This is a genomic window from Actinomadura rugatobispora, from assembly GCF_042656285.1.
In the GTDB taxonomy this organism is placed as follows: domain Bacteria; phylum Actinomycetota; class Actinomycetes; order Streptosporangiales; family Streptosporangiaceae; genus Spirillospora; species Spirillospora rugatobispora.
On sequence record NZ_JBHSON010000057.1, the window covers coordinates 51,085 to 72,924 of the forward strand.

The 21,840-nt window shown below is 69.2% G+C and carries 16 protein-coding genes and 1 pseudogene; 2 read left to right on the forward strand and 15 right to left on the reverse strand.

All coding sequences use genetic code 11. The annotated features are described in order from the left end of the window. Positions 1 to 2: 2 nt before the first annotated feature. The 10 genes from ACFPZN_RS34280 to ACFPZN_RS34325 all read right to left on the reverse strand — a co-directional run bounded on the left by ACFPZN_RS34280 (position 3) and on the right by ACFPZN_RS34325 (position 11,171). Entirely contained in the window at positions 3 to 1,469 is a 1,467-nt protein-coding gene (locus ACFPZN_RS34280; protein WP_378286469.1) for a hypothetical protein, read from the reverse strand. Between the two features lie 68 nt (positions 1,470 to 1,537). Further along, complete coding sequence (locus ACFPZN_RS34285) at positions 1,538 to 2,326, reverse strand: hypothetical protein (RefSeq protein ID WP_378286470.1); 789 nt, start codon at positions 2,324 to 2,326, stop codon at positions 1,538 to 1,540. 314 nt (positions 2,327 to 2,640) lie between these two features. Next, positions 2,641 to 3,003, reverse strand: coding sequence for a hypothetical protein (locus tag ACFPZN_RS34290; protein WP_378286472.1), 363 nt, complete (start codon positions 3,001 to 3,003; stop codon positions 2,641 to 2,643). Beyond that, a complete protein-coding gene (locus ACFPZN_RS34295; protein ID WP_378286474.1) occupies positions 2,996 to 3,631 on the reverse strand; it encodes a DUF6668 family protein in 636 nt (211 codons plus the stop codon). The genes ACFPZN_RS34290 and ACFPZN_RS34295 overlap by 8 nt, the downstream gene beginning before the upstream one ends. Positions 3,632 to 3,840: 209 nt before the next feature. Beyond that, positions 3,841 to 5,196, reverse strand: coding sequence for an AAA family ATPase (locus tag ACFPZN_RS34300; protein WP_378286475.1), 1,356 nt, complete (start codon positions 5,194 to 5,196; stop codon positions 3,841 to 3,843). Positions 5,197 to 5,801: 605 nt separating this feature from the next. Beyond that, positions 5,802 to 7,541, reverse strand: a complete 1,740-nt coding sequence (locus ACFPZN_RS34305) for a type IV secretory system conjugative DNA transfer family protein (RefSeq protein ID WP_378286476.1) — start codon at positions 7,539 to 7,541, stop codon at positions 5,802 to 5,804. A 54-nt stretch (positions 7,542 to 7,595) separates the two neighbouring features. Further along, positions 7,596 to 7,982 (reverse strand): hypothetical protein, encoded by a 387-nt coding sequence (locus ACFPZN_RS34310; protein WP_378286477.1) that lies wholly within the window; start codon positions 7,980 to 7,982, stop codon positions 7,596 to 7,598. Between the two features lie 251 nt (positions 7,983 to 8,233). Next, the gene (locus ACFPZN_RS34315; RefSeq protein WP_378286478.1) at positions 8,234 to 9,487 is read right to left on the reverse strand and encodes a C40 family peptidase; all 1,254 of its coding nucleotides are present in this window, start codon (positions 9,485 to 9,487) and stop codon (positions 8,234 to 8,236) included. A 755-nt stretch (positions 9,488 to 10,242) separates the two neighbouring features. After that, positions 10,243 to 10,539, reverse strand: coding sequence for a hypothetical protein (locus ACFPZN_RS34320; RefSeq protein WP_378286479.1), 297 nt, complete (start codon positions 10,537 to 10,539; stop codon positions 10,243 to 10,245). A 218-nt stretch (positions 10,540 to 10,757) separates the two neighbouring features. After that, positions 10,758 to 11,171, reverse strand: coding sequence for a hypothetical protein (locus ACFPZN_RS34325; RefSeq protein WP_378286480.1), 414 nt, complete (start codon positions 11,169 to 11,171; stop codon positions 10,758 to 10,760). Positions 11,172 to 11,885: 714 nt separating this feature from the next. On the opposite strand from ACFPZN_RS34325, the gene ACFPZN_RS34330 reads away from it, so the two are divergent. Further along, entirely contained in the window at positions 11,886 to 13,928 is a 2,043-nt protein-coding gene (locus tag ACFPZN_RS34330; RefSeq protein ID WP_378286481.1) for a serine/threonine protein kinase, read from the forward strand. Here ACFPZN_RS34330 and ACFPZN_RS34335 read toward each other — a convergent pair. The 5 genes from ACFPZN_RS34335 to ACFPZN_RS34355 all read right to left on the reverse strand — a co-directional run bounded on the left by ACFPZN_RS34335 (position 13,838) and on the right by ACFPZN_RS34355 (position 21,441). Beyond that, a complete protein-coding gene (locus ACFPZN_RS34335; protein ID WP_378286482.1) occupies positions 13,838 to 16,102 on the reverse strand; it encodes a transglutaminase-like domain-containing protein in 2,265 nt (754 codons plus the stop codon). The two genes, ACFPZN_RS34330 and ACFPZN_RS34335, sit on opposite strands and share 91 nt — an antisense overlap. Continuing rightward, complete coding sequence (locus tag ACFPZN_RS34340; protein ID WP_378286483.1) at positions 16,090 to 17,202, reverse strand: DUF58 domain-containing protein; 1,113 nt, start codon at positions 17,200 to 17,202, stop codon at positions 16,090 to 16,092. The genes ACFPZN_RS34335 and ACFPZN_RS34340 overlap by 13 nt, the downstream gene beginning before the upstream one ends. 16 nt (positions 17,203 to 17,218) lie before the next feature. Next, entirely contained in the window at positions 17,219 to 18,211 is a 993-nt protein-coding gene (locus ACFPZN_RS34345; RefSeq protein ID WP_378286484.1) for an AAA family ATPase, read from the reverse strand. Positions 18,212 to 18,222: 11 nt separating this feature from the next. Then, positions 18,223 to 20,046, reverse strand: coding sequence for a YncE family protein (locus ACFPZN_RS34350; protein ID WP_378286485.1), 1,824 nt, complete (start codon positions 20,044 to 20,046; stop codon positions 18,223 to 18,225). 99 nt (positions 20,047 to 20,145) lie between these two features. Next, a complete protein-coding gene (locus tag ACFPZN_RS34355) occupies positions 20,146 to 21,441 on the reverse strand; it encodes a serine hydrolase domain-containing protein (protein ID WP_378286486.1) in 1,296 nt (431 codons plus the stop codon). Positions 21,442 to 21,677: 236 nt separating this feature from the next. On the opposite strand from ACFPZN_RS34355, the pseudogene ACFPZN_RS34360 reads away from it, so the two are divergent. Next, positions 21,678 to 21,840: pseudogene (locus ACFPZN_RS34360) on the forward strand (lysine 2,3-aminomutase); the annotation flags it as partial.

Here is a 21,840-nt window from a genome sequence, read left to right on the forward strand (position 1 = left end):
CCTCAGACCGTCTTACTGCCGTCTGGACCGTCGTTGTCGTCATCAAGGATGGAGAAATCCGGTGGAGGAACCTGATATTCGCCAACGTCATAACGTGGGCGAGCGCCAAGAGGAACATCGCTATAGGGATTTCTCCTCACAGAGCTGCCCTCGGGAGTGGGCGGAGCAGGAGGCGTGGTGGGCGCAGTCGGAGGCGTGGGCGTATCAGTGCTACCAGGGGGCCCAGCAGGCGGAGGCTGCGCACCAGTTGGCTGCGTGCCGGGTGAGTGCTGCGCAGTCGTAGGTTGCCCCAAAGGTTGACCCGGAGGACTATTCCTCGGCGCAGCCCCACCAGCCGTAGGGTGCACAGGTTGGCCCGGAGGCTGTGGACCCGGAGGTTGCACGGGGTGGCCCGGAGGCTGTGGGCCCGGAGGTTGTTGCCCGGGAGGTTGTTGGCCCGGAGGATCGCCGACGGACCCGCTGCCACCAGTGGGCCGAAGCCACGGTCGTGGCGGTTTCTCATAACTGGCAGGCACGGGCACATTGCCATTCCTGACGGGCTGAACTCCATTTGGATTGAAAATACTGGCCCCCTTGCCGATATTTACGGCGGTACCACCGAATACCATATGGCCGAGCGTGCGTATGGTGGGAGCGCCGAAGCCTCCCGAATCCGGCAACACGAAGCTGATGAGCCGAGGCGCGTAAAACACCCCACCGATAAGGAGGGCTAGACCGAATAGATGGTCCGGCTCATAATCGGAGGTCAGCTGATACACAGCGGCGGCATCAAGTGTTATAAGGTAAGGCTTGGCCAAGATTATCACGATGATCGCATTTTTTGACCTTCTATAGGCCTGCTCTCCGAATTCGCTGAACCTGGCTGCGGCCAGCGCCGGCTGCAACGCAACCAGGAACGGCAAGAACCCGGCATAAAAGAGCATGACACAGAATTGAACTGCAAGCGCGGGTACGGCAGCCAGCGCGAAAATGCCAAGGAGGGCCGAATAAGCGATGTCCGCATCGCCTCCCCCGAGCCCATCGAGTCCGGCGTCCCAGCCATCCATCCAGTCCCGGCCGCCCGATCTGCCCCGTTGTCCCAGATCCAGAATCCACGCCGAGTAGGATTGGGTGGCTCTGGTCACCAGAAATACTACAACGCCCAACAGGAGGACATTCAGGGCCAGCTCGGAAAAATTGAAGAATGCTTTCCTGAAAGGTGCACCCTTGCGTGTGATGAACACATTGATAGACGCGATGGCAAGTCCAATTGGCACCATGAAGGCGACGAGCCAATTGGCGGCATAGTATCGCACAAAAAAGAGGACTCCGCCATTTTCCCCGCTCATCCGCGGGGCGGTGACCTCACTAACCGACCATTCCAGGACCGTCTGGAACAGTTGCAGCGCCATCAGCACCAACGTCTCGATACCCCACCCCAGACTATCGTCGAGGATGTCATCTACCCCCATATTGACCCCATCTATCAACTAGTGCCGCATGGTTTGAATCGGGTGCATATAGCGCATGGGCCCATCTTAAATGGGGCAACAGGTTGCTAAAACGGCAGAATTTGAAGAACTCTAACGAGCTCGTCGCCCGCCAATCCTGCTCCGCCTACCACGCCGGCTATGAGCAACAAGATCAAGCGTTTGCCATGCTTGCCCGCCTCGCCCCTCTTATGCTTGACCCCCATATCGGCGCCCAAGGCGGTAACTGCCGCTATGAAGGCCAGCCAGAAGAAGAAGTTCAGACCGCTCCTTACGCGCTCCAGTGGGGCAGCGACACCGGGGTTTGGGCGATAGAAAGTTGTCACACTGGGCAAGTCGTCGATAGACGGTGACGGGCTCATAGAAGGCGGAGAAATCGGTCCCGGCGTAGCGGACTCCTGTGGCTCCTCCTCGTCGTCATCCCCCTCGCATACTTCCCTGGCCTGCCCGTTGAGCAAGTCGCAACCGTTGTCGTCGTCCTCCGGCCCCTGCCCGGGAAATTGCACCGCCTCGGTTTCCAGGTCCTCCTGCCAGTCCCCGTTGCTGCGAGCCGTTCTGCAGAACCTTTTTCTCCCATTCGGGTCATCCATCCCGTTCTCGACCAGGCAAACTATGAATCGATAGACCTGATCTCCCGCGCGATCATAACCGTCGATCCCGCGCTCCTCGCAATTGCCGTCCTGATGCGCCATGAAGGAGAATTCCAAGTCATTGGGCCCAGTAACCTGTACGAACGCGGAGTTGCCGTCCTCTGCGGTGTCACACACTTTCACCACGCCCTCGTTGGGCGCCCAGTGCAGCTCGCCGCCTTTGTCGTTTATGTTGCCCACGACATCGGTGCCCTCGGTCGTTGTCACAGTCTCCGGGGCCCAGTCAGGAGCTGCCAGGCCAGTAGTGATCACACGGCGGGGTGCATGAACGACCTGAACGCCGGCAGTGGTGAGTTGTACGGGGCGAACGGGTATCCGTCCGGTCGTCCAGGATCGTTCCACTGGCGAGTGCTCACCCGAGACTTGGCGGACTGCCTCCGGGGCGGGCTGACTTGTAGAGCTGAGCGCGGCCAAGACGAAGCCCAGCGCGAGAAATGCGGCTGACAAGCCGAGTAGGCGCCGCCGTAGCGGCGTTGGGCTGCGACATTGATCTCCGCATGCGTCATGGACGGGCTGGATTCTCATGACAGCGTCGCGACCCGTTCCACGATGAAGTACGCAATCGTGATGATGCCGCCACCGGCGGTGATCACGATGATGCTTGCGACGTGACTGCTCGCTTCACCTCTCTTGTGGTTGACCGACATTCTGGCACCGACAATGAAAAAGCCCACGATACAACAGAGGTACCCACCCCACCGTATCCAGCCGACTATGATCAGGAATACTCCTGCTCTCGGCGGGGCTTGGCTGTCATTAGGAGAGGGAATATTAACGGGAGGGTCGTCTGCCGCACTGAGCGGGACGGTTTCCATGGCTACCTGGGTCAGGTGTGCCGCGTACTGGAAGAATCCGGTCATCCACGAGACCATCAGATCAAGCACGTGCATCCTCCGAAACGATGTGAGTCAGATCTTGAGTCAGCCGCGAATAGGCGGACGGCAACTTGATTTGGTCCGGGGGTGCGCCGAGGCGCAGGGCCTCCACCCACGGAAGCTCCCATACCTGAGGCACGCCTCCGGAAATGAGTTGCAGTAGCTCGTTCAGTGGTTTCGGGCGTTTCCCGGGGGCGTCGGCTATCACGACCAGCCCCAGCAGTCGCACGTTCGGAAGCACGCCCGCGGCCCATTGCCGAGCGGCGGCCTGAGCTGCGCTGAGACCGGAGGCATGGCTGCGCGCGACGAGAAGCACCCGGGAGTGTTCAGGGGGCTCGGGTGTCGGCCAGTACCGTCCGGCGCTCATGCTCTGTGGGATGACAGCGGCCAACGTGGAGGTGCCGGCTCCCCCATGGCATGAAGCCAACCAGAGGTCGGGGCCGGAACCGCTGTAACCGGCCAGCCCCAGCGGACTCGTCGGTGGTGGCGCCAGATGGGCCGGAGTGACTGCATGCGCATGGAACTGCCCGCTTGAAACGCTCCTCTGCTGAGAGGTCCTCGGCCCCGCGTCCGGTGCGTTCGGCAGCCCCGGCGGACCGGATGACCGCTGTGATCGGGCGACGCCCACCGCTTGCATGCCTACGCCCTCCTTCTACAAGAGGATCAGTGGCTGGTCAGGGCTGGACCGTCGCCGAGACGGACACCTCCCGAACGCGGTTCCGGCCCATGCGGTGGACCGTCCGCAAGCCGTTGCGATCGTCAACCGCGTAACAGGCAGGAAAGTGTGGGCAACGGGAAGATGACGCGCCCAGGAACTCGTACCGTCGGTTGGCGCTGGCATCGCACTCACCGGGACGGCGAGAACACGGGGTCATCGCTGGCCGCTTGGAGAATGCCTCGGAGGGACGGCTCAAGGTCGGGACTCGGGCGCGACTGCACCAGTTGGTTAGCGTTCACGGTCTTCATCCGCCGCACGTCCTCGGGAAGCACGCCGGCCAGCCGCCAGCCGGGCAGCAGGCCGGCGACCTCCTCGGGACCGTACTCCGCATCGGAGCGTGCACGGTTGAGGATCAGTGAGATCTTCTCGGCGGAGACCCGGCGGTCCGGCGCGGTGATCGCGGTCAACCACGCGTGAACCGCCTCCAGCGTCACCCGGTCGGGCTCGACCGGCACCAGGATCGCGTCGGCCTCCGGCAGGATCAGGTCCACGAAGGTCGTGTGGTGGGGCTTGGCGACGGGGGTGTCGATGAACACGAAGTCGAACGCGCCGCGCAGGACGGTGACGATCTCCTGGTACAGCGCCGGGCTGATCAAGGCTGGGTCGGCGCTGAGAGGGTCGGGCGGGCCGAGCAGGGCGTGGAGGCCGATCTCCGGTATCCGCGCGAGGTGATGGCGTACCGACTGGGCGGACAGTTCCCCGGGCGCCTGCGGTAGATCCAGGATGGTCGGCGAGGTCAGGTTGAGATATCGCGCCACATCGGCCTGTTGGACGTTGGCGTCCACCACCACGGTCGCTCCGCCGCGCCCGGCCGCCCAGAGCGATCTCGCCGTGTAAAGCGCGAGGTCCACGGTCGTGCTGGTCTTGCCGACACCGCCCTTCGCCGAGGCGATCACGATGACCCTGCCTCGCCTGATCACATCTTGAGCGGGGGCGGTCTTGAACGCGGTCGCCGCCCCATCCTTCGCGGGTGGTGTTTCGGAACGTTCGTGCCCCTTACTGGAGCTCGCCTGGGCCGGGCCGGAAGATGGTGGGTTGGCGTTGGCTGTTTGGGGTCGTGCGCCGGTCTCTATGGCCGGCGGGGCAAGTGCCTTCCAGAGTTGGGGCGGTGGTTCGGGTTGGAGGTCTGGTTGGAGGGCGCCGAGTGTCGTCAGCAGGTCTAACATGCTCATGGGTTCCGCAGATGCGACTACGGCGGGAATGAAGTGGTCGCCGCGTCGGGTGAAGAAGGCGTGGACGAGTACGGTGAACCCGTTCGCCGCCAGTGCGTTGGCCAGGAGGGGGACCTTCGCTTCGGGGAGGTCTTCGTTGAATTGCGGTGCGAAGATGAACGCGGCGGGGGGCGCAACCTTGCCGCTTTTGGACAGGGCGCGTAGTTCGGTGGCGGAGGCGACGTCGAAAACGGCGGGGAACCGCCCCGTGTTGCGGAGTTTGCGCGCGAGGTCCGGGTGTCCCGCCACGACGAGATTCGGCGCAGTAGCCATCACACGTTTCCTCAGCGCTCTGGTGATCGACCGGCCGCGGTCCGGCCGGTTCCACAGAGAAGACAGTGCGGGCAAGCACCGCCACCGCCATTTCCAACAGCACGCACCGGCCCGAAGCCGGCGCCGGGTCGGGCCACTGACGGCTCGGCGTGAGCAGCGGCGGTGTCTCCCGAACCGGCGCCGGTGTCGGGGCGGGCATGTCGACGGCCGTAGAGGCACGGTGGTCGGTGAGACCGCCAGGATGCCGCCTTCGGGCTTCGAGCCCCATCGAGGCGCCCCCTGCCCAGCAGGAAGAGGTCGCGATCGGCCGTGCCCGTGGCTCCGGCGTCCGGAGATCACCCGGTACCTGAGCAGTTCGCCGTCGGCCGTCCCCCACGAGTCGTGCCGCGGCGCCTCCGGAACATCGCCTGGCGGGGCGAGACGCCGAGCCCGCAGAGGCGCTGGAGCGGCCGTGATCGTGCGCTTTCGGTTCACCAGGTTGCCGTACCTGCCCCGTATGCAGGGCCACGGCGTCCAACGTGTGTGAGCTCGTGGGCGGGGGTCGCCTTGGGGGGGAAGAAACATCTGGAGTGATCGCGTCAGGAGCGGTACAGGTGCCGGGATCCTTACTCCCCGACGTGCTCTCGAATCAGTTGTTCGACCGCCTGCTTGCTCTGAGCGATGCGATCCCGGTCGTCGCGGTTCCACCAAGGGGTGAGCCACATCTCGACGGGACGGGCCGTACCCGCCACAACGGCCGCGCGGCCGAAAGGCATGGTCCTGAGCTCTTCGGGATGCAGCGCCTGCTTCCCGTCCTGCTTGCCCACGAGATCGGAGAGCTCGGAGAGGTCCTTGGCAGTACCGGTACCGCCCGAGATGATCCGGATCGTTGCGTTGTCGAACAGGCGTGCGGCGCCGTCCGACCCCCACCTGGCACGCGCTTCCGCCAGCGACGTCAGGTAGGCGTGCACCGTGATGGAGTAGCCACCTGACTCGCCCATGTACACGGGAAGGCCGCCCAGCGGGCAGATGTCGGCCACCTGGTTCAACTCGAAGGTCAGGGGCGGGTCGAGGCGACCGGTCGGCTGCTTCATCGCCACACCGCGAGCCGTTCTGAAGAACTGCTCGACCATCGTGGTGACCACCGGTGCGATCCCCCCGTGGTCGGGCTGGGCCTTGCCGATGAAGTAGATAGTGTTGCGCCCCTTGAGGAAGTCAGGAAAGCTGAACTCCTCACCAGGGGGCGGCGAGCAGTCCTCCAGCACGCTCGGGTGCGAGAAGCAGTGCATGACCTGGATCACGGTGGACCAGATACGCTCGTCGTTCCTGTTGAACTCGAGCTGCGCCGGATATCCCGCGGCGACCCTGCCCTCGCGCTCGCCCTGGCGCAGGATGTCCATCGGCTCGTCCGCGTTGGCCTCGTAGACCCAGCGCATCACGTCCCGGATGGTAAGCCCGCCGATCGCGCCAGCATGCAGGAGGCAGCGGATGATGGTGATCACCCCGCTGAGAGATTGGGACCCCTCTGTCCCGATGTTCAGACCGCTGGACTGGACGAGCGTGCCCGATCTGACCGCGCACACGTTCGGGTCCTCGCACCCCTGCAACGGCGACCAGCGCAACCGGTTCGGCCACCCGGTGAAGTTGAACGGGTCGAACACGTAGACGTCGCCGTACCGCGCCCGCACCATGGCGGTGTGGACGAACGTCTCCCGCCGGGTGGAGGTGACGATGCAAGGGCCCGGCGCGTCGATGGTGAAGGGCGTGACGAAGTGCACGTCCTTTCCCTGCCTCGGCGGCGCGATGACGATCGCCGTGTCTTCGAGCGAGGCGTACAGTTTCCGCCGGGACCTGATGTCCCGCCCGATGTAGAAGCCCACCTCCTCGGGCTTGATATCGCGCGCGGGCCGGTTCGCGGTGGACGGCCGGACCTGCTGCGCCTTGCGAAGGACGGTCCGGGCGCTCAGCAGGTTGCGGACTTCCCAGCCGGACGCGAAGCCCAGGCGCCACCGCCGGACCGGCCGGTGGCGCCGCGCGTTCAGAACCACCCGGACCAGGACGTACATGCCCACCGATGCCAGCGCGAGGAGCACCACCAGGAGGAAGAAGAACACCCAGGCCGACCCCATCGCGGCCGCGGCCACCGGCGGCCACGCAGCGTGCGGATCACCGGGGTTCCGGACGAAATTGACGGCGATCCTCATACAGTCCGACGGGCTCGAATCAGGCCAACCACTGCCCGTGAGCAGGCCGGACAGTTGGCCCGCCAGCCACACCAGGAAACTGAACCCGCCACTCAGCAGGCCGAGTCCGACGCCGATACCGAGAATGAAGACGTACGTGTTGTCATCGTCGTCACTGGCCACGAATATTCCCTCATTTCAACTTCCTCCTGGCCTCGGCCGGCTTCCTGGCCAGGGCTAGCTCTTGTTCTGGGTGAGAACTTCGGAAATCCGCCAGGGATCGCGTTCGGACGACCTGACGAGCCCCATGTAGACCATCCATTTGCTGGGCGTACCGCGCCAACGGTCCCGCCCCGTGGGGATCGTGGTCATCTCCCATTGCCGGTAGGCGACGGTCGGTCCGTCGGACGGGGCCCCGGCCTCCCGCGCGAGTGGCTCGAGCCGAACTACGAGATAGGCCCGGTGCTGCCGCCATTGCTCGGGGATGAACTGCATGGGCTCTGTCTTGATCTTGGTCGTGTAGTCAGGAGTCAGGTAGCGCGCCGCGCGCAGCCTGGCATCTCGCATACCGACATCGATGGTGCTGTCGACCGTGTACATGACGGTCAGGGCGGCCTTCGCCACCGCCGTCGCGTCCTTCTGGTCGATCCGGCGCGGATCTGGGAGACCGCCGGGGATTCGGGGAGTTCCGGATGCGCGAGGACTTCGCGACGGCGAGGGTGCGCCGGCGCCGGTCGTCGAGATAATGCGCTTCTCACCCGGTTCGGGGGGCCGCTCACGGGGCCGCGCCCGCTCGCCTCCGCTACAGCCGGCAACCAGAGCTGCGACCGAGACGGCACAGAGAGCGGAGCGGACTCCGGCCGCCGGTACACCGGTCACATCGCACCTGCGCCAACGCCCGCTCCGGCAGGAGCCATCGCTCGCACCTGGCCTCCCGGCGGCTTCACCCGGATAGCTCCTGTAAAATTCCTCCTGTTGTCAAACGGACTGAATTTGACGTAGTCACGAACCCTCCCCACGACCAGCCAGGTCTGCGGGGCCTCAACAAACCAGCGCTTACCGTTGTACTCGCCATAATAGATGCCCACATGCGAAGCAGGATTATTGAAAAAGACCAGATCCCCGGGGGCCAACTCCTCGCGAGACACTTCGACTCCCCAGTCACCCACGAGCGGCCACATGGAGTACGTCGTATCAGGCGTCACAATTTTTTTATCAGAAGCCTGGTAGACGGCGTACTGCACGAGGCCAGAGCAGTCGAACCCAAAGGAGTCCGCCCCGTCGTATCCTCCGTCCGAGCAGCAGAAGCCGCGACTGGGACCGTTGAGGGTTCCACCACCCCATGAATAATGGACAGGGAGGTTGGGGTACCTTTCCTCAGGTATCGGCGGCGTACCCGGATCCCTCTGCGCATAATATGCGGCAGCCGCAACGATGCGTTGACCGAAGGACCCCGTCCGCCATACGGCGGATCCCACCCCTCCAGCCGTGCAGTCCACACCTGCGTAGTTGGACGGGGCTACCTTGTAATCCCTGCCATAGCGGTTTACGGCCGCCATCACATCGTGCACGTAGGGATTGTTCTGGGGGGTATAGTTCCCGGGATTATAGCGATGGACGGCATTTATTACGTCTTGCGAACTGAGCGCCATCGATGGACTTCTCTTGCCGATGCTTCCCCTGAGGTGTTTGGTCGCGGCGAGGACAGCGTCGCTTGGATCATAACGATCTTTTTTCCCGTCTCCATCTCCGTCAGCCCCGTAGAGAGCCCATGATGATTTAATGAACTGCATGGGGCCGCCCGCGCCCGCGTAGTTCTCGCCGCTGTGAACGCCGGGCAGGGTGGACCTGCCGTGGTTGGTCTCGATCCTGCCGATACCGGCAAGCACATTCCACGGGATATTCTGCCTTTGACCGATTTCCTGGTAAATTTTCAGGTAGTTCTCCGGGATGGCGTCCGCCGCCGCATCCGCCTGCACAACTTCCGGCGTCGTCGTCGTGCCGCCCGAAGCGCACGCCGCTTGCATGATGCCGGAAACGCCGGGAATGACACCCATCATGGCAAGCAGCAATACAACCACAATGAATACCGCGAAACCGGTGACGCCGAACCCGCCGATGCCGATCATCCACAGAGAAGTTCTTCTCGTCGCCACAGCGCGTCACTCCTGACCACGCGGCTGCTCGGGATCAGCAACATGGCACTGTATCGACGGCTCGGCTTCACACTCGATCAGCGCTCTCCGATATTGCGCCATTACCGCGCCCCCTGGCCTCTCGCTGTCTTCACCCGAAACAATGCAATGGAACTCACCCTGGCCGGCGGCGCGGCCACAGGGGCGAGCGTGGCGAGGTGCATGGGCGACGGTGCCGGCATGTTCACCTCCTGCAATGCCTAGAGAAGACAGTGCGGTCACCGCCCGGACGCGCAAGTTCCTTCCGGTTGCTTGCTCGACTATCGGTCGGCGGCGGTGCCTGATGGGGTTTCGGCCCCCGGGAGTGACGCGCCCCGCCTATCAGGTGACGCGCCTTCCATCCCGCTGAGCCGCTGGTCAAGTGGCCTCCCGGGTGACGTCGTCTCGTCCGTACTGCGGGATGATCGCGGACGGGTGTGCCGGTGGTCGGACGCCTGGGCCGCTGACAGGCGGTCCCGGTTGGCCCCAACGTCATGACAGCCGGGCGAGGTGTCCGGCGTGGGGATGCGTCACCGTTGCGGGACGACCGCAGGTGGTGGCGCATCACCGCCTCTACGCCGCCAACGCGGGCGTCCACCAGATGACGGCCACAGGGCCGAACAACGCCGCGGGGCCGCGTCGGCAGGCCCAGCGCCCCGGGGAGCCCGCGCGACTCTGGGCACGGCGCACGACTTTGAACAACGGCGGGTCTACGGCGCTGGTCTCTTCGAGCGCCTCAGTGGGTTTCCGGTAGAGCCGTCGCCGACCGGGACACCGAGAACCTGGTCGTGATCGCCGACCGCAACCGCCACGTCCCCGTCCGCCGCCTCGCCCCCCCCCGTGAGGTCACCGACGCCGTCCGCGCCGCCGTCAAGCACCACCACGACATGCGCGTCCACGAACTTGTCCTCATCGAGCCGGGCCGCCTGCCCCGCACCAGCAGCGGCGTCGGCAGGAGCGGCGGACGTGTGCATTACATCGCGGCACTTGCCGGGGGTCTCGGCCATCCAGGGCATCGCCCTGGCCGGCACGGCGCCAGAGGCGTTCCTGGGCCGGTGGGGCAGCCCCGCCGTGTTCCCGCGACCGCACCGGCCACGGTGCGGTCGCGGGGCTGCCGGGACGGCGGACACCCGCCAGGCTTGTCATGGAGGTTGTTGCTGCCGTCTGGACGTGATTGGGGTGCCTCAGAGAGGCTTTCCGAACTCGCGGCTACGGAGCTATCGGATCAGTCGGACGTGTCGAGCTCAGTGGGATTCACGCAGAGGCACTCTACGGCGCCCTCTCGCGCAGCCGCCGGGAGTTGTTCCAACGCCGCACCGAGGAGTTCCTGGCGGGTCTTGTATCCCTCCAATTGCAGGGAGTCGTGGTAATGCCGCCGGTCCTTGGCGTCAACCGAGATGACGACGGCGTGCTTCGTGCCCTCCAGCTCATTGGGGTGGACGTTGAGAAAGCTCAGCCACTCCGTCTCCCTCACCGGCCCGCCACGCAGTTTCTCCAGCTCGGACACGGCGGCATGGATGGCTTCCGGCCCGCTGTAGCCGTCCCCATCGATGAGGAACTCGTGTGTCTTCTTCGTCCCATCGGACTTGCGGACGATCGTCGCGATCACCAGGAGTTGGAGCGTGCGTTCGTCTGCCATGATGCGTCCTCCGCGTGGTCATCGCACGTTGGTCTGGTGCCGCCGGCCGCAGGAAGCGGCTAACGAGGACAGTCAGGGGCTGCCGAGAGAAGGCAACAGAGGTGCCCGTCACGTCCGGCCGGCGCCGACACCGGCCTCGATCCCAAGCCGCTCGAACACGGTGGTTCGCCATCGGGTTGCGGCTGCTGCGTTACTCCGGACTGTCCGTCTCTGGAACAACAGCACAACCGAATCGCGGTCCACGCGGGCCGCATACCGAATCGCCCGTCTGCAGGAGCGGACGGGCATCCTCGCCACCGCCTGCGCCAAAGGAGTCGCCGACGACACAGCGAGGAAGCAACAGCAGTGATCGTGTTGGGTGCCCGCCACGGTGTTCGGGGCGGGAGCCACCTGATACGAGCTGCCCTAATCGAGGGTCCGGCAACTGCCGGACCCTCCCTGGTCCCTGATCAACGTGAAGAACGGCCGAGGGATCACTCGCCGAACATGTGGAATGCATCGAGTCGAGAGAGGGATGGCCTCGACCTGCGGGCTGTTGATCGTGGCGCGGTACTCCACCGCTGGCGTCCGCGTCGGGCCTCGGGCCACCTCAGCCTGCGTGGACGGTCTGTGTTCGGTTTCGTCCGCTTGTTGTGGCGGTTCGGGGCCGGTCCGGGCTGTAGAAGCGGCCGGGTCCTGGCCGGTCGATCACCAGAGCGCTGAGGAATTCGTGTGATGGCTACTGCGCCGTACCTCGTCGTGGCGGGGCACCTGGACCTCGCGCGCAAGCTCCGCGACACTGGACGGTTTCCCGCCGTGTTCGACGTCGCCTCCGCCACCCAGCTCCGCGACCTGTCCAGAAGCCGCAAAGTCGACCCCCCGGCGGCGTTCATCTTCGCGCCCGAGTTCGACGAGGACCTCCCCAACGCGGGGGTCCCCCTCCTGGCCGACGGCCTGGCGGCCAGCGGATACACCGTCCTCGTCCACGCCTTCTACACCCAGCGCGGCGACACCTTCGACCCACGAGTCCACACGACCGCGCAACCGATGAGCATGGCGGACCTGCTCACCACCCTCGGCGCCCTCCACCCCGACCTCCCCGCACACCACCAGGCGGACCTCCAACCCGAGCCACCACCCGAACCGTGGGGCATACCCGCACCAACACAGGCCCCAGTTGACCAGCCGGTCCTGTCCGCCCCATCTGCCCCGGCCGCTTCGCCTGCCCCACCTGCTCAGCCCGCCCCAGTGGCCCAGGCCGCCATCGAGCCCAGGCAACCGCCGCCCGAACCGGTCCAGGAGAAACAGCGCAAGGACCAGGAAACGCCGGAAACACCACCCGGGTACGGGGAGTTGTCGATCGACCACCGGGGCAATGGTTCGGTCACCTACCGGGCCGTGCACGAGGAGTCGGGCACCGTGGTCGCCCTCCGGGTACGGCTCGACGGCGCGGAGACCCCGCCGGACGAGTGGGCCGCCTTGGAACGCGCCTCCCGCGGCGACCACGTCGTCACCGTGCTCGAGGGCGGCCGCACCGCGACCGGACGGTGGTACACGGCGTCGGTCCACTGCCCCGGAGGCGTCCACGCACCGGGACAGCCTCTGCCGATCCGGGACGCGGTCGAGATCGCAGTGTCGGTGGGGAAGGGCCTGCAGGCACTACACGATGAGGGGCTGGTCCACGGCGACCTCACCCCCGGCCGCGTTCTGCGGGGCGCCGAGGGGCCGCTGCTGACGGGTGCGGCCACCCTGCGGGGACTGGCGGCGCATTCCGCGCCGGGTGTGCTGGAACCGGTGGATCTGGACCGCGTCGATCCCGGTTTCGCGTGCCCCGAGGTGCTGCGGCGGCAGGCTCAGACGGCGGCGTCCGATGTGTACGGGCTCGGTGCGACCTTGTGGGCCCTGCTGGCCGGGCACGCTCCGTTCGCCGCCGACGACCGGATGCTGGAGGAGTCGGTGCCGCGGGTGCCGCGCGACGACGTGCCCACGTGGCTCGTCGACGCCCTGGCCCAGGCGATGGCGAGCGAGCCCGCCGACCGGTTCCCGACGGCGCGGGCGTTCACCGACGCGTTGGAGGAGGGACTCCGCGACGTCCCCGCGCCGGCCGAGCCTGAGGCCTCCACCGGCTGGGAGCAGTTGCCGGGCTGGTTGTGGGGGGAACCGGAGTCAGAGCCCCGGCACGAGACCGAGCAGGGGCACCAGACCGAGCCCCGGCACGAGACCATCCAGCCTCAGGAGACCGAGAACGAGGCTCGGCGCGAGACCATCCCGCAGCGCGAGATCGTCCGGCGGCTGGAGGCGGGACGGCCCTCGCCCGCGAGGCCGTCGCGCCGTCGTCCCGCAGCGCTGATGGCAGCCGTGGCGACGCTCGTGCTCGCGGGTGCGGGGATCGGCGTGACCGGGCTGCTGTCCGGATCCGAACCGGATGAGCCGCCCCCGCAGGCGGTGCGCCCGCCGGTGCCCTCGTCCACTCCGACGGCGGTGCGGACGGTGAAGGAGTTCGTGCCCGAGCAGGTGCGGATCGTGGACGGCCGGGTCTCGATCGAGGTCACCTGGAAGGACGGCAGCGGGGGCAAGGCCTCGCACTACGTGGTCGGCGGGCCGACGGGGCGCACGCCGTCCACCTTGGCCAGCGCGCCCCCCGGGACCGCGAAGCTCGTGGTGGCCGCGCTGAACCCGGGCGTGGACTACTGCTTGACGGTGGTCGCCGTGGTGGACGTCGACCGGGTCGCCCACGCCGAGCCCGTCTGCACGCGTCGCGTCAAGCGGGACGGCTGAGCCGACCACAGCAGCGCACGCGGGTCCCACCACCATGACAGGCGGCGCAGGGGTGATCGGGAGCACCGTAGTGCGGTGGCCAGGGTGCGAACCTGCGCGACGGCGAACACGGCGTTCTTGGGTGTGACCGTGCCCCCGAAGCCGGCCGCGTTCACCAGTGCGCCCAGCCTGCGCAGCCGTTCGGGGTCGGTCCCCGGCACCTCCCGCGCGAGGCACGCCGTGAGGTCGGCGGCCGTGGCGGACGCGGGAACGGGCAGGCTCGCGAGCCGCATCGCCACCAGCAGCTCGGTCCAGGCCGCCAGGACACGGTCGGTTGCGGTCCCCCGGCGCAGCCGGCGAATCCGCGTCAGCCGCAGCAACGGGATTCCGACCAGGAGAAGCGCCGGGAGGGCGAGCAGGAGCGTCCAGCGTCCGTCCGACTCCGGCGGGCCTGCGCCCGCGTCGCTGCTGGCGGCGGCATCGCGGGCGTCGCCGTCGCGGTGGGTCCCCTCGCCTTTGGCCGGCTCGCTGATGCGCGGTCGTGGGGACGACTTCGAGCGGTCTCGCGGGTTGGGGTCGTAGGGCACCCAGCCCAGGCCGTCGAAGTAGATCTCCCCCCAGGCCACCGCGTCGCCGGTGCGGACGACCCGTTCGCCGTCGCCGCCGCCGGGCCCGAACCCGACCACCACCCGGCTCGGCAGCCCGGCCGCCCGAGCCAGCACGGCGAACGCGCTGGCGAACTGCTCGGAGGTGGCGCCGCCGCCCTTCCGGCCCGGCGGTATCAGCAGATCCGCGAGTTCGGCGTACCCGTGCCCTCCCGGGGCGCCCGGCTCGAAGGTGTAGGAGTCGCGCAGGTACTCGGCGAGACGGGACGCGCGCCGGTGCGGGGTGCCGTCCCCGGCGGCCGAGCGGGCGATCTCGGCCAGCCGCGGGGGCGCGCCGGGCGGCAACCGGAGGTAGCGCTCGTGCCCGTTCGCGGAGGCGGCTCTGGCTCCGGACGCCTGTCGGCCGCTCCAGTCGGGGACCATCCCGGCCGCGGTGTACGCGCGTCCGGTCACCGGGCCGTCGGAGGACAGCAGCGTGCCGGACGCCGCGTCGTGGCCGACCGCGATCCCGTCGATCCGGGTGGGGATGCCGGGGACCGGAACCCAGTCGCCGGGCAGGTTCCGGACCGAGACCCGCACGGTGGTCCGCGACGTGTGCGGGGGTACCTCCTGCTCGGCGGACGGCAGGGCGGGCCCGGCGGGGCGGTACGTGCTGTCGGGCAGCCAGGTGGGGCCGGTGAACTCGGCGAGCGCGACCCAGCGCAGGCTCGCCCGCGGTCCCGACACGTTCAGCAAGGGCACGTCGGGCTCGGCGGCCCATGCCGACAGGTAGGCCAGCGGGTTGCGCACGTCACGCGGCCGTTCGGGAGCGGCACCGTCCGTGCGCGGGTCGGCCGCCCGTACGGGCCACCCCTCCAGCACGCCGGGCGCGGCGACCGCGGCGGCGGCGCCGGGAAGAGTCACCGCGCAGGCGATCGAAACGGCCGCCGCACCGGTGCGGGGAAACGGGCGGCGCGGGGCGGGCGCGGGTTCCGGGTCCGGGATCCGCACGGTGATCCCGGCGTGGGCGGTGTCCGGACGGGCCTGTGGAGCGGCGGTCAGGAGCAGGGCGGCGGCGACGGAGAGGAGCGCGGCCGACCGGTAGCCGGGCCCGGACGCCTCCGGGTTGAGCGCGGCGGCCCCGCACAGGAGTACCGCGCCGGGCAGCAGTGCCGGCAGGGCCCGGCCGTCGCGGTGCAGGACCGTCGCGATCGCGCCGGCGAGCCAGACCGCCAGCACGGGGAAGGCCAGCAGGTCCACGGTCACCGGAGCCTGCGGCGCGGTGGTCAGGATCCGGGCGCCGGAGTGCAGCGCCGCGTCCAGCGCCGCGGGCACCGGCTCCCTGACCGGTCCGGGCGACCAGGCGGCCAGCGCGACCAGCCAGCCGGAGGCCACGGGCAGTCCCGCCGGTACCGCGGCCGGGCCCAGCCCGCGCAGCAGGCGGTGCGCCAGCGAGGTCACCGCCACGGCGACGGCGCCGGTGACGGCCAGCACGGCGATCACCGGCGACGGCCGGTCGTACCCGGCGGCCAGCAGCGGTGCCGACGCGGCGGCGGCCAGCGCGACCGCGGCCGACGACAGGGCGGCGCGGGCGCGGCTCACCGGATCCACCAGCGGCTCTCGTTCCACCGTGCGGCGAACGCCGCCGGATCGGGCGCGCGCAGCAGCCTCACCCCGGGCGGCGGCACGGGACCGCTGTCGCCATCGTCTCCGATCACGCCGACCAGCGAGACGGTGCGGCGCGCGGCCAGCGCCTGCAGCGCGGCGACCGTGTCCTCCGCCGCCGAACCGGCGGCCAGCAGCACGACCACGCGCCCGGACGGGGCGGAGCGCAGCCCGGCGCAGGCGGCCGGGAAGTCCGCGCCGGGACGGGCCGTCGCCTCGGCGAGCACGTCCAGGTGCGCGGTGGCGCCCGCGGTCCCGGGCGAGCGCCGCCCACCGGCCAGCCGCAGTTCAACGGGCACCTCCGGCGCGGACCGCACGATCGAGGCCGCCACCTCGGCCAGCGCATCGAGCTCGGCGGGGCCGTGCCGGTCATCGACCAGCACCGTCAGACCCGGGCTGGTGGAGTCGGCGTGCTCGCGCACCATCAGGCGCCCGCGGCGCGCGGAGGTGCGCCAGTGGATCTGGCGGACGTCGTCCCCTGGCGCGTGCTCGCGCAGCCCCGCGAAGGCCCCCTCGCCCGCGCGGACCGCCGCCGAGGAGCCGTCGCGGCCACCGGCACCGGCCGCGGGCACGGCGGCCAGGTCGTGGTGGCGAGGATGCACCAGCACCCGCACCGCCGCGTCGTCGGCCTGCCGGGACGCTCGCACGATGCCCAGCGGATCGGTGCGGACCAGACTGAGGGGGCCCGCCTCCACCACGCCGCGGCGCTCGGCCGACAGCTCGTAGCGGATCCGGGCGCGGGCGGGGCCCAGCGGGACGGTGACCGTGCCCGTCGGGCCGGTGACGCGTTCGGCGGCGAGCGCGCGGTCCTCCTCCAGGTCCAGGACGACGGTCACCGCCTCACCTGCGACGGCCCTGGAGGCCGTGACGCGCCGCCGCACCCCGACGGCGCCCGGACGCCCGGCCAGGGCCATGGCCAGCGCGAACGTGGGGAACACCAGAGCGCCCAGGGCACCCGGAGCCAGATGGCCCGAACCGAGGCCACCGCCGCACAGGACCGCGCCCCCGGCCAGCAGCCACCAGCCGCGCCGGGTCGGACGGGGCATGCCGCCTGCCACGTCCCTAGCGCCGGTTCTCGTGCGGCCCCGGCACCGGCACCTCGGCCAGCAACCCCTCCAGCAACTCCCGGGCCTCCTCCGCGGTGGCCGCGCCCGACAGCGGCACCAGCCTGTGCCCCCACACCGGAACGGCCAGGGCCTTGACGTCGTCGGGCGTGACGAAGCCGCGGCCGTCGGCGAGCGCGTACATGCGCGCCGCCCGGCACAGCGCCATCGACGCTCGCATCGACACCCCCGCCCGCAGCCGCGCGTGCCGCCGCGTCCCCTGCGCCAGCCGCAGGACGTACTCGTACACCGGATCGGCGAACACCACCCGGCCGGCCGCGGCGCCCAGCCGCTTCAGCTCCGCACCGTCCAGCACAGGGGCCAGGTCCTCGGGCGCGGCCAGCGACGAACCGCGCATCAGCGACAGCTCCGCCTCTTCCCCCGGATAGCCCAGCGACAGCCGCATCAAGAACCGGTCCAGCTGCGCCTCCGGCAGCGGGAACGTCCCCTCCAGATCGACCGGGTTCTGCGTCGCCACCACCAGGAACGGGCGGGGCACCGGATGCGCGGTGCCGTCCACGGTGACCTGCTCCTCTTGCATCACCTCCAGCAGCGCCGACTGCGTCTTGGGGGAAGTCCGGTTCACCTCGTCCACGATGACGACGTTGGCGAAGACCGGGCCGGGATGGAACTCGAACTCCCGGCTCCGCTCGTTGAAGATCGTCACCCCGGTGATGTCGGAGGGCAGCAGGTCGGGCGTGCACTGCACCCGGCGCGCCGTCCCGCCGGTCACCGCAGCCAGCGCACGCGCCAGCGTGGTCTTGCCCATGCCCGGCAGATCCTCCAGCAGCACGTGCCCGCCCGCGGCGAACGCGGTGAGGATCAGCCGAACCGTCGCTGGATCGCAGCGCGCCGCCGTCTCGATCGCCGCCGCCGCCCGATCGAAGGCATCGGCCGCCAGGACCGCCTCCTCGCCGCCGATCGCGGGGGACGCGGTGGTCGTGGTGCTCACGCCATTCCTCTCTAGCCGCAGTTGGCCCAGCCGGCCGACGTGCTCGCACCCGCCGCACCGCCCGAATAGCGGACGCAGACACCGGGCGCGTTGACGTACACCGGCCCGGCGTAGTACTTGAACGTGCCGCTGTCCCTCGCGACCTCTCCGCCCCTCTGCTCCTCCAGCCGGATCCACACGTTGGTGCCCTTGCCGACATCGGCGGTCTTCATCGTGACCGCGCAGTTGTTCCTGCTCTTCGCGCTGTAAAGCTGGTAGATCCGCCCGCCCTTGAACGGCGAGGACCGCTGCACCTTGTAACCGCCGGTCGAACTCGCGTTGCACACCTGCTCCGGCGTGTACGGGTTGCGCGCGGGGGGCGGGGGCTTTGGCTTCGGCTTCGGCTTGGACGTGGTCGGCTCCGGCGTCGGTCGGCGCGACGGCGACTCGGTGTCCGAAGGCCGCGTACCGGGCCTGTCCGGCGCGCTCGGCGCCGAACCACCGGACGGCACGGACCCCCCGGGCGCGGGCCGCTCGGGCTCAGGTCTCCCGGGCGCCACGGGCTCCGGCGAGGCCGCATCGGCAGGCGTCTCGTCACGCTCGTCGGGTGCCCCACCGTCCTCGCGCGGGGGAAGCAGATCGGGCGGATCCGGGAAGATCGAATCGAGGGGCGGCGCGGCCACCGGAGGCGGGCCGTCCCATCCCGACCGCGGCGGGGCCGGTCCGTCGCCGCTCCGATCCGGGCCGTGCGGATACTTGCCGACCGTGCGGGCCCGGCCGTCGGGGCCGACGACCTGGGCGTCCGCGCTCCCGGGCGCGTTGACGAACAGGTTGCCCTCGCGGACCTGCAACTCCAGATCGCCCCGCCCGGCCGGCATGCTGAGCACGCCGCTCTGCCGCCCGGCCGGCTCGTACACCCGCACCTGCCCGGTCTCCCGCACCGGCACGTACACCTTCCCCGCGAACGGCACCGCGGGCTCCTGGACGGGCTCGCGCAGCGGAAACGACAGGACCGGACCGCCCTGACGCACATCGCCCAGCGTGACCACCGCACCCGCGGCGGGCACGGTGACCGCGGCCAGCGGCCCATGGGTGCGCTCGGGCACCATCGCGCCCGCGAGCGGCACCGGCGCCGTGATGCGGCGCGTACCGTCACCCGTCGCGACCACCAGATCCCGCCCGCCGCGGTCCACCACGAGCGCGCCCTGATCCAGCACCGTCAGCACGAGATCGCGGCCGGGCTCGGCGACCTCGGCGGTACGGGCCACGGCGGCCCCCTCGCCGGTGACCTTCACCGCGACGACCGTGCCCTGCCGCGGCACCGCCACCCACAGCAGACCGGCGCCGTCGAACTCGCCACCGGCCAGCGGCCCGGGCAGCCGCAGAACCGGCCCCACCGGCCGCAGGGTGGCCGGATCCACCGCGCGCACCTCGCCGGATGTGCGCTCGATCACCGCGGCGGCGGTACCGGCCATCACCAGGTGCGGGTCACCGCGGGTACCGACGTCCAGCCGTCCCGAGAACCCCAGGCCGGCCAGATCGAGCGACGACACCCGCCCGGTGTCCAGGTCGTGGATCAGCAGATGCCGGTCGTTCTGCGTGACCCGGACCCGGTGGCCGCGCGCATCGGTCACCTCGCGGCGCCGCTCGACCCGGCCATCGTCCGGATTGACCCGGGCCACCTCGCCCGCCGTCCGGCTCCACAGCCACGCCCTGCCGTCAGAGGCCGCGGTGGCGTGACCGATCCGGCCGCCGCCGAGCAGGGTCGCCAGCAGAGCCAGGGTGACCAGCACGGCCGCCGCCCAGCCGCCGACCCGCGTCCTGGCCGTCGCCGCCCTCGTTCCCCGCCCCTTCACAGACACCCCTTCGGATTCAGTGAGGCTTTCCGTGATGACAGTCCGGTGGCCGGTGCCGGCGGCAACCGCCGTCCAGCCGTCAAGGGAACGGACGCCCGTTCAGAAGTACTTTCCGTACAGGTCGGTGGTGGGCCAGCTCGTGACGCCGTTGGCCGCGATGTGCAGGAGTTTGTCGATGTCGCCGTAGTTCTTCCCTGACGCGTCGTCGCGCTGGTTGAACAGCGCCGCCCAGGTCAGCCCGTCATGACGGCGCACCAGGATGGTGTACGTGCCCGGCAGGCCGCCGGTGTGCCAGGTGTTGCGCCCGCCCGTGACGTTGCGGACGTGCCAGCCGCAGCCGTACCAGGCGCCGCTGGAGTCCACGCCCGTCTCGGGCCTGCCGAAGGCGCGTCCGATGGACGTGCTGCCGAGCACCGGGTTCGCGGCGTCGAAAAGGCCCGCGAAGCGGACCATGTCGGCCGCCGTGCTCAGCCAGCCGCCGTGGGAGTCCATGTTCTCCAGATTGAACCCGCCGTAGGGAGCGGGCACCGTGGCCCCGGACGCGTCCATGACGGTGGACACGTTGTACTGCGAGGCGTACGGCACCTCCCCCGATGCCGCGTTCATCTTGAGGCTGCGTCCGAGCTTCATCCGCGTGATACCGCGCGGCCCGAGGATCTTGTTCTGGACGTAGGTGCGGTAACCGGTACCGCCGACCTGCTCGATGATCCGGCCGAGCAGCATGTAGCCGTAGTTGCTGTAGGCGTAGTCGCTGCCCGGAGTGTGGTCGAGCCTGCGGCCGTTCATGTATTTCATGATGTTGGCCTTGGTGACCGGTATCCGCACGCCCAGCGCGGACGCCACCGCGGAGTCGCGCCGGTACATCGGGTCGAAGCCGAGGTCGCGGTCCCAGCCTCCCGTGTGCTGCAGCAACCGCCAGACCGTGACGTTCTTGAGCCGGGAGTCCATCGTCTGCCCGCTCGGCGGCGTCAGCGACAGCAGCCGCGTCACCGGGGCACCGAGGTTCAGCTTGCCCTCCTGCGCCAGCCTGAGGATGGCCGCCCCGGTCACCGCCTTGCTCAGGCTCGCGATGCGGAACAGCGACGTCGGCTGCGTCTTGAGCGTGGAACTGCTCGTCCACGTGTACCCGCGCGCCAGTAGGAGCTTGCCTTTGCGCGCGACGGCGAGCTGCCCGCACGAGATGTTCCGTGCCTGCATGAAGCTCTTCATCGTCGAGTCGAAGCCGCCCAGCCCGGCGCCTCGCTCCCCGCTCACCTTCCACGTCTTACCGGCCGCCGCGGTCCGCGCCTGGACGGAGTCCTCCGAGCACCCGCTCAGCAGAACCGCCCCGGACGCGCCCACACCCGCGAGCCCGGCGGCCCGCCCGAACTCCCGCCGGGACAGTCCCGCACCCATCGAACCTCCACACGATCGAACACCGGAGCCGCGCAGGGCCCACCACACCCGTGATCGTCCGGAAGGCCCCGGCGGCGGCAACCCGCGCCTGCCGAGGATCACATCCGGGGCGGGCAAGCGGCATTTCATCTGATCGTCGAGGAGACGGTGCCGCTTGCCGTTCTCAGGGATTCCGGACTGTAGTCCGCAGAGGCCAGGGGTCGCGCTACCCCGTTGACGTCAAGGAGACCCAACACGTGACATTGGTGAACGACGCGGCTCCCGCCCCGCAATCCCCCGGTCGCAAGTTCCGCGCCTTCACGGCGAAGCACCTCGACGAGCTGACCGCCCGGGCCGGGCTGAGCGAGCAGGAACGGCTGGAGACCAGGGCGGTCGCGACCGTCCTGCCCTTCCGGACCA

Bases quoted from the DNA above. Each gene is read 5' to 3' on its own strand.
- ACFPZN_RS34325 (WP_378286480.1), bottom strand. From the start codon at position 11,171: ATGGCAGACGAACGCACGCTCCAACTCCTGGTGATCGCGACGATCGTC.
- ACFPZN_RS34330 (WP_378286481.1), top strand. From the start codon at position 11,886: ATGGCTACTGCGCCGTACCTCGTCGTGGCGGGGCACCTGGACCTCGCG.
- ACFPZN_RS34300 (WP_378286475.1), bottom strand. From the start codon at position 5,196: ATGGCTACTGCGCCGAATCTCGTCGTGGCGGGACACCCGGACCTCGCG.
- ACFPZN_RS34295 (WP_378286474.1), bottom strand. From the start codon at position 3,631: ATGCAAGCGGTGGGCGTCGCCCGATCACAGCGGTCATCCGGTCCGCCG.
- ACFPZN_RS34355 (WP_378286486.1), bottom strand. From the start codon at position 21,441: ATGGGTGCGGGACTGTCCCGGCGGGAGTTCGGGCGGGCCGCCGGGCTC.
- ACFPZN_RS34315 (WP_378286478.1), bottom strand. From the start codon at position 9,487: ATGATCGGCATCGGCGGGTTCGGCGTCACCGGTTTCGCGGTATTCATT.
- ACFPZN_RS34340 (WP_378286483.1), bottom strand. From the start codon at position 17,202: ATGCCCCGTCCGACCCGGCGCGGCTGGTGGCTGCTGGCCGGGGGCGCG.
- ACFPZN_RS34320 (WP_378286479.1), bottom strand. From the start codon at position 10,539: ATGGCCGAGACCCCCGGCAAGTGCCGCGATGTAATGCACACGTCCGCC.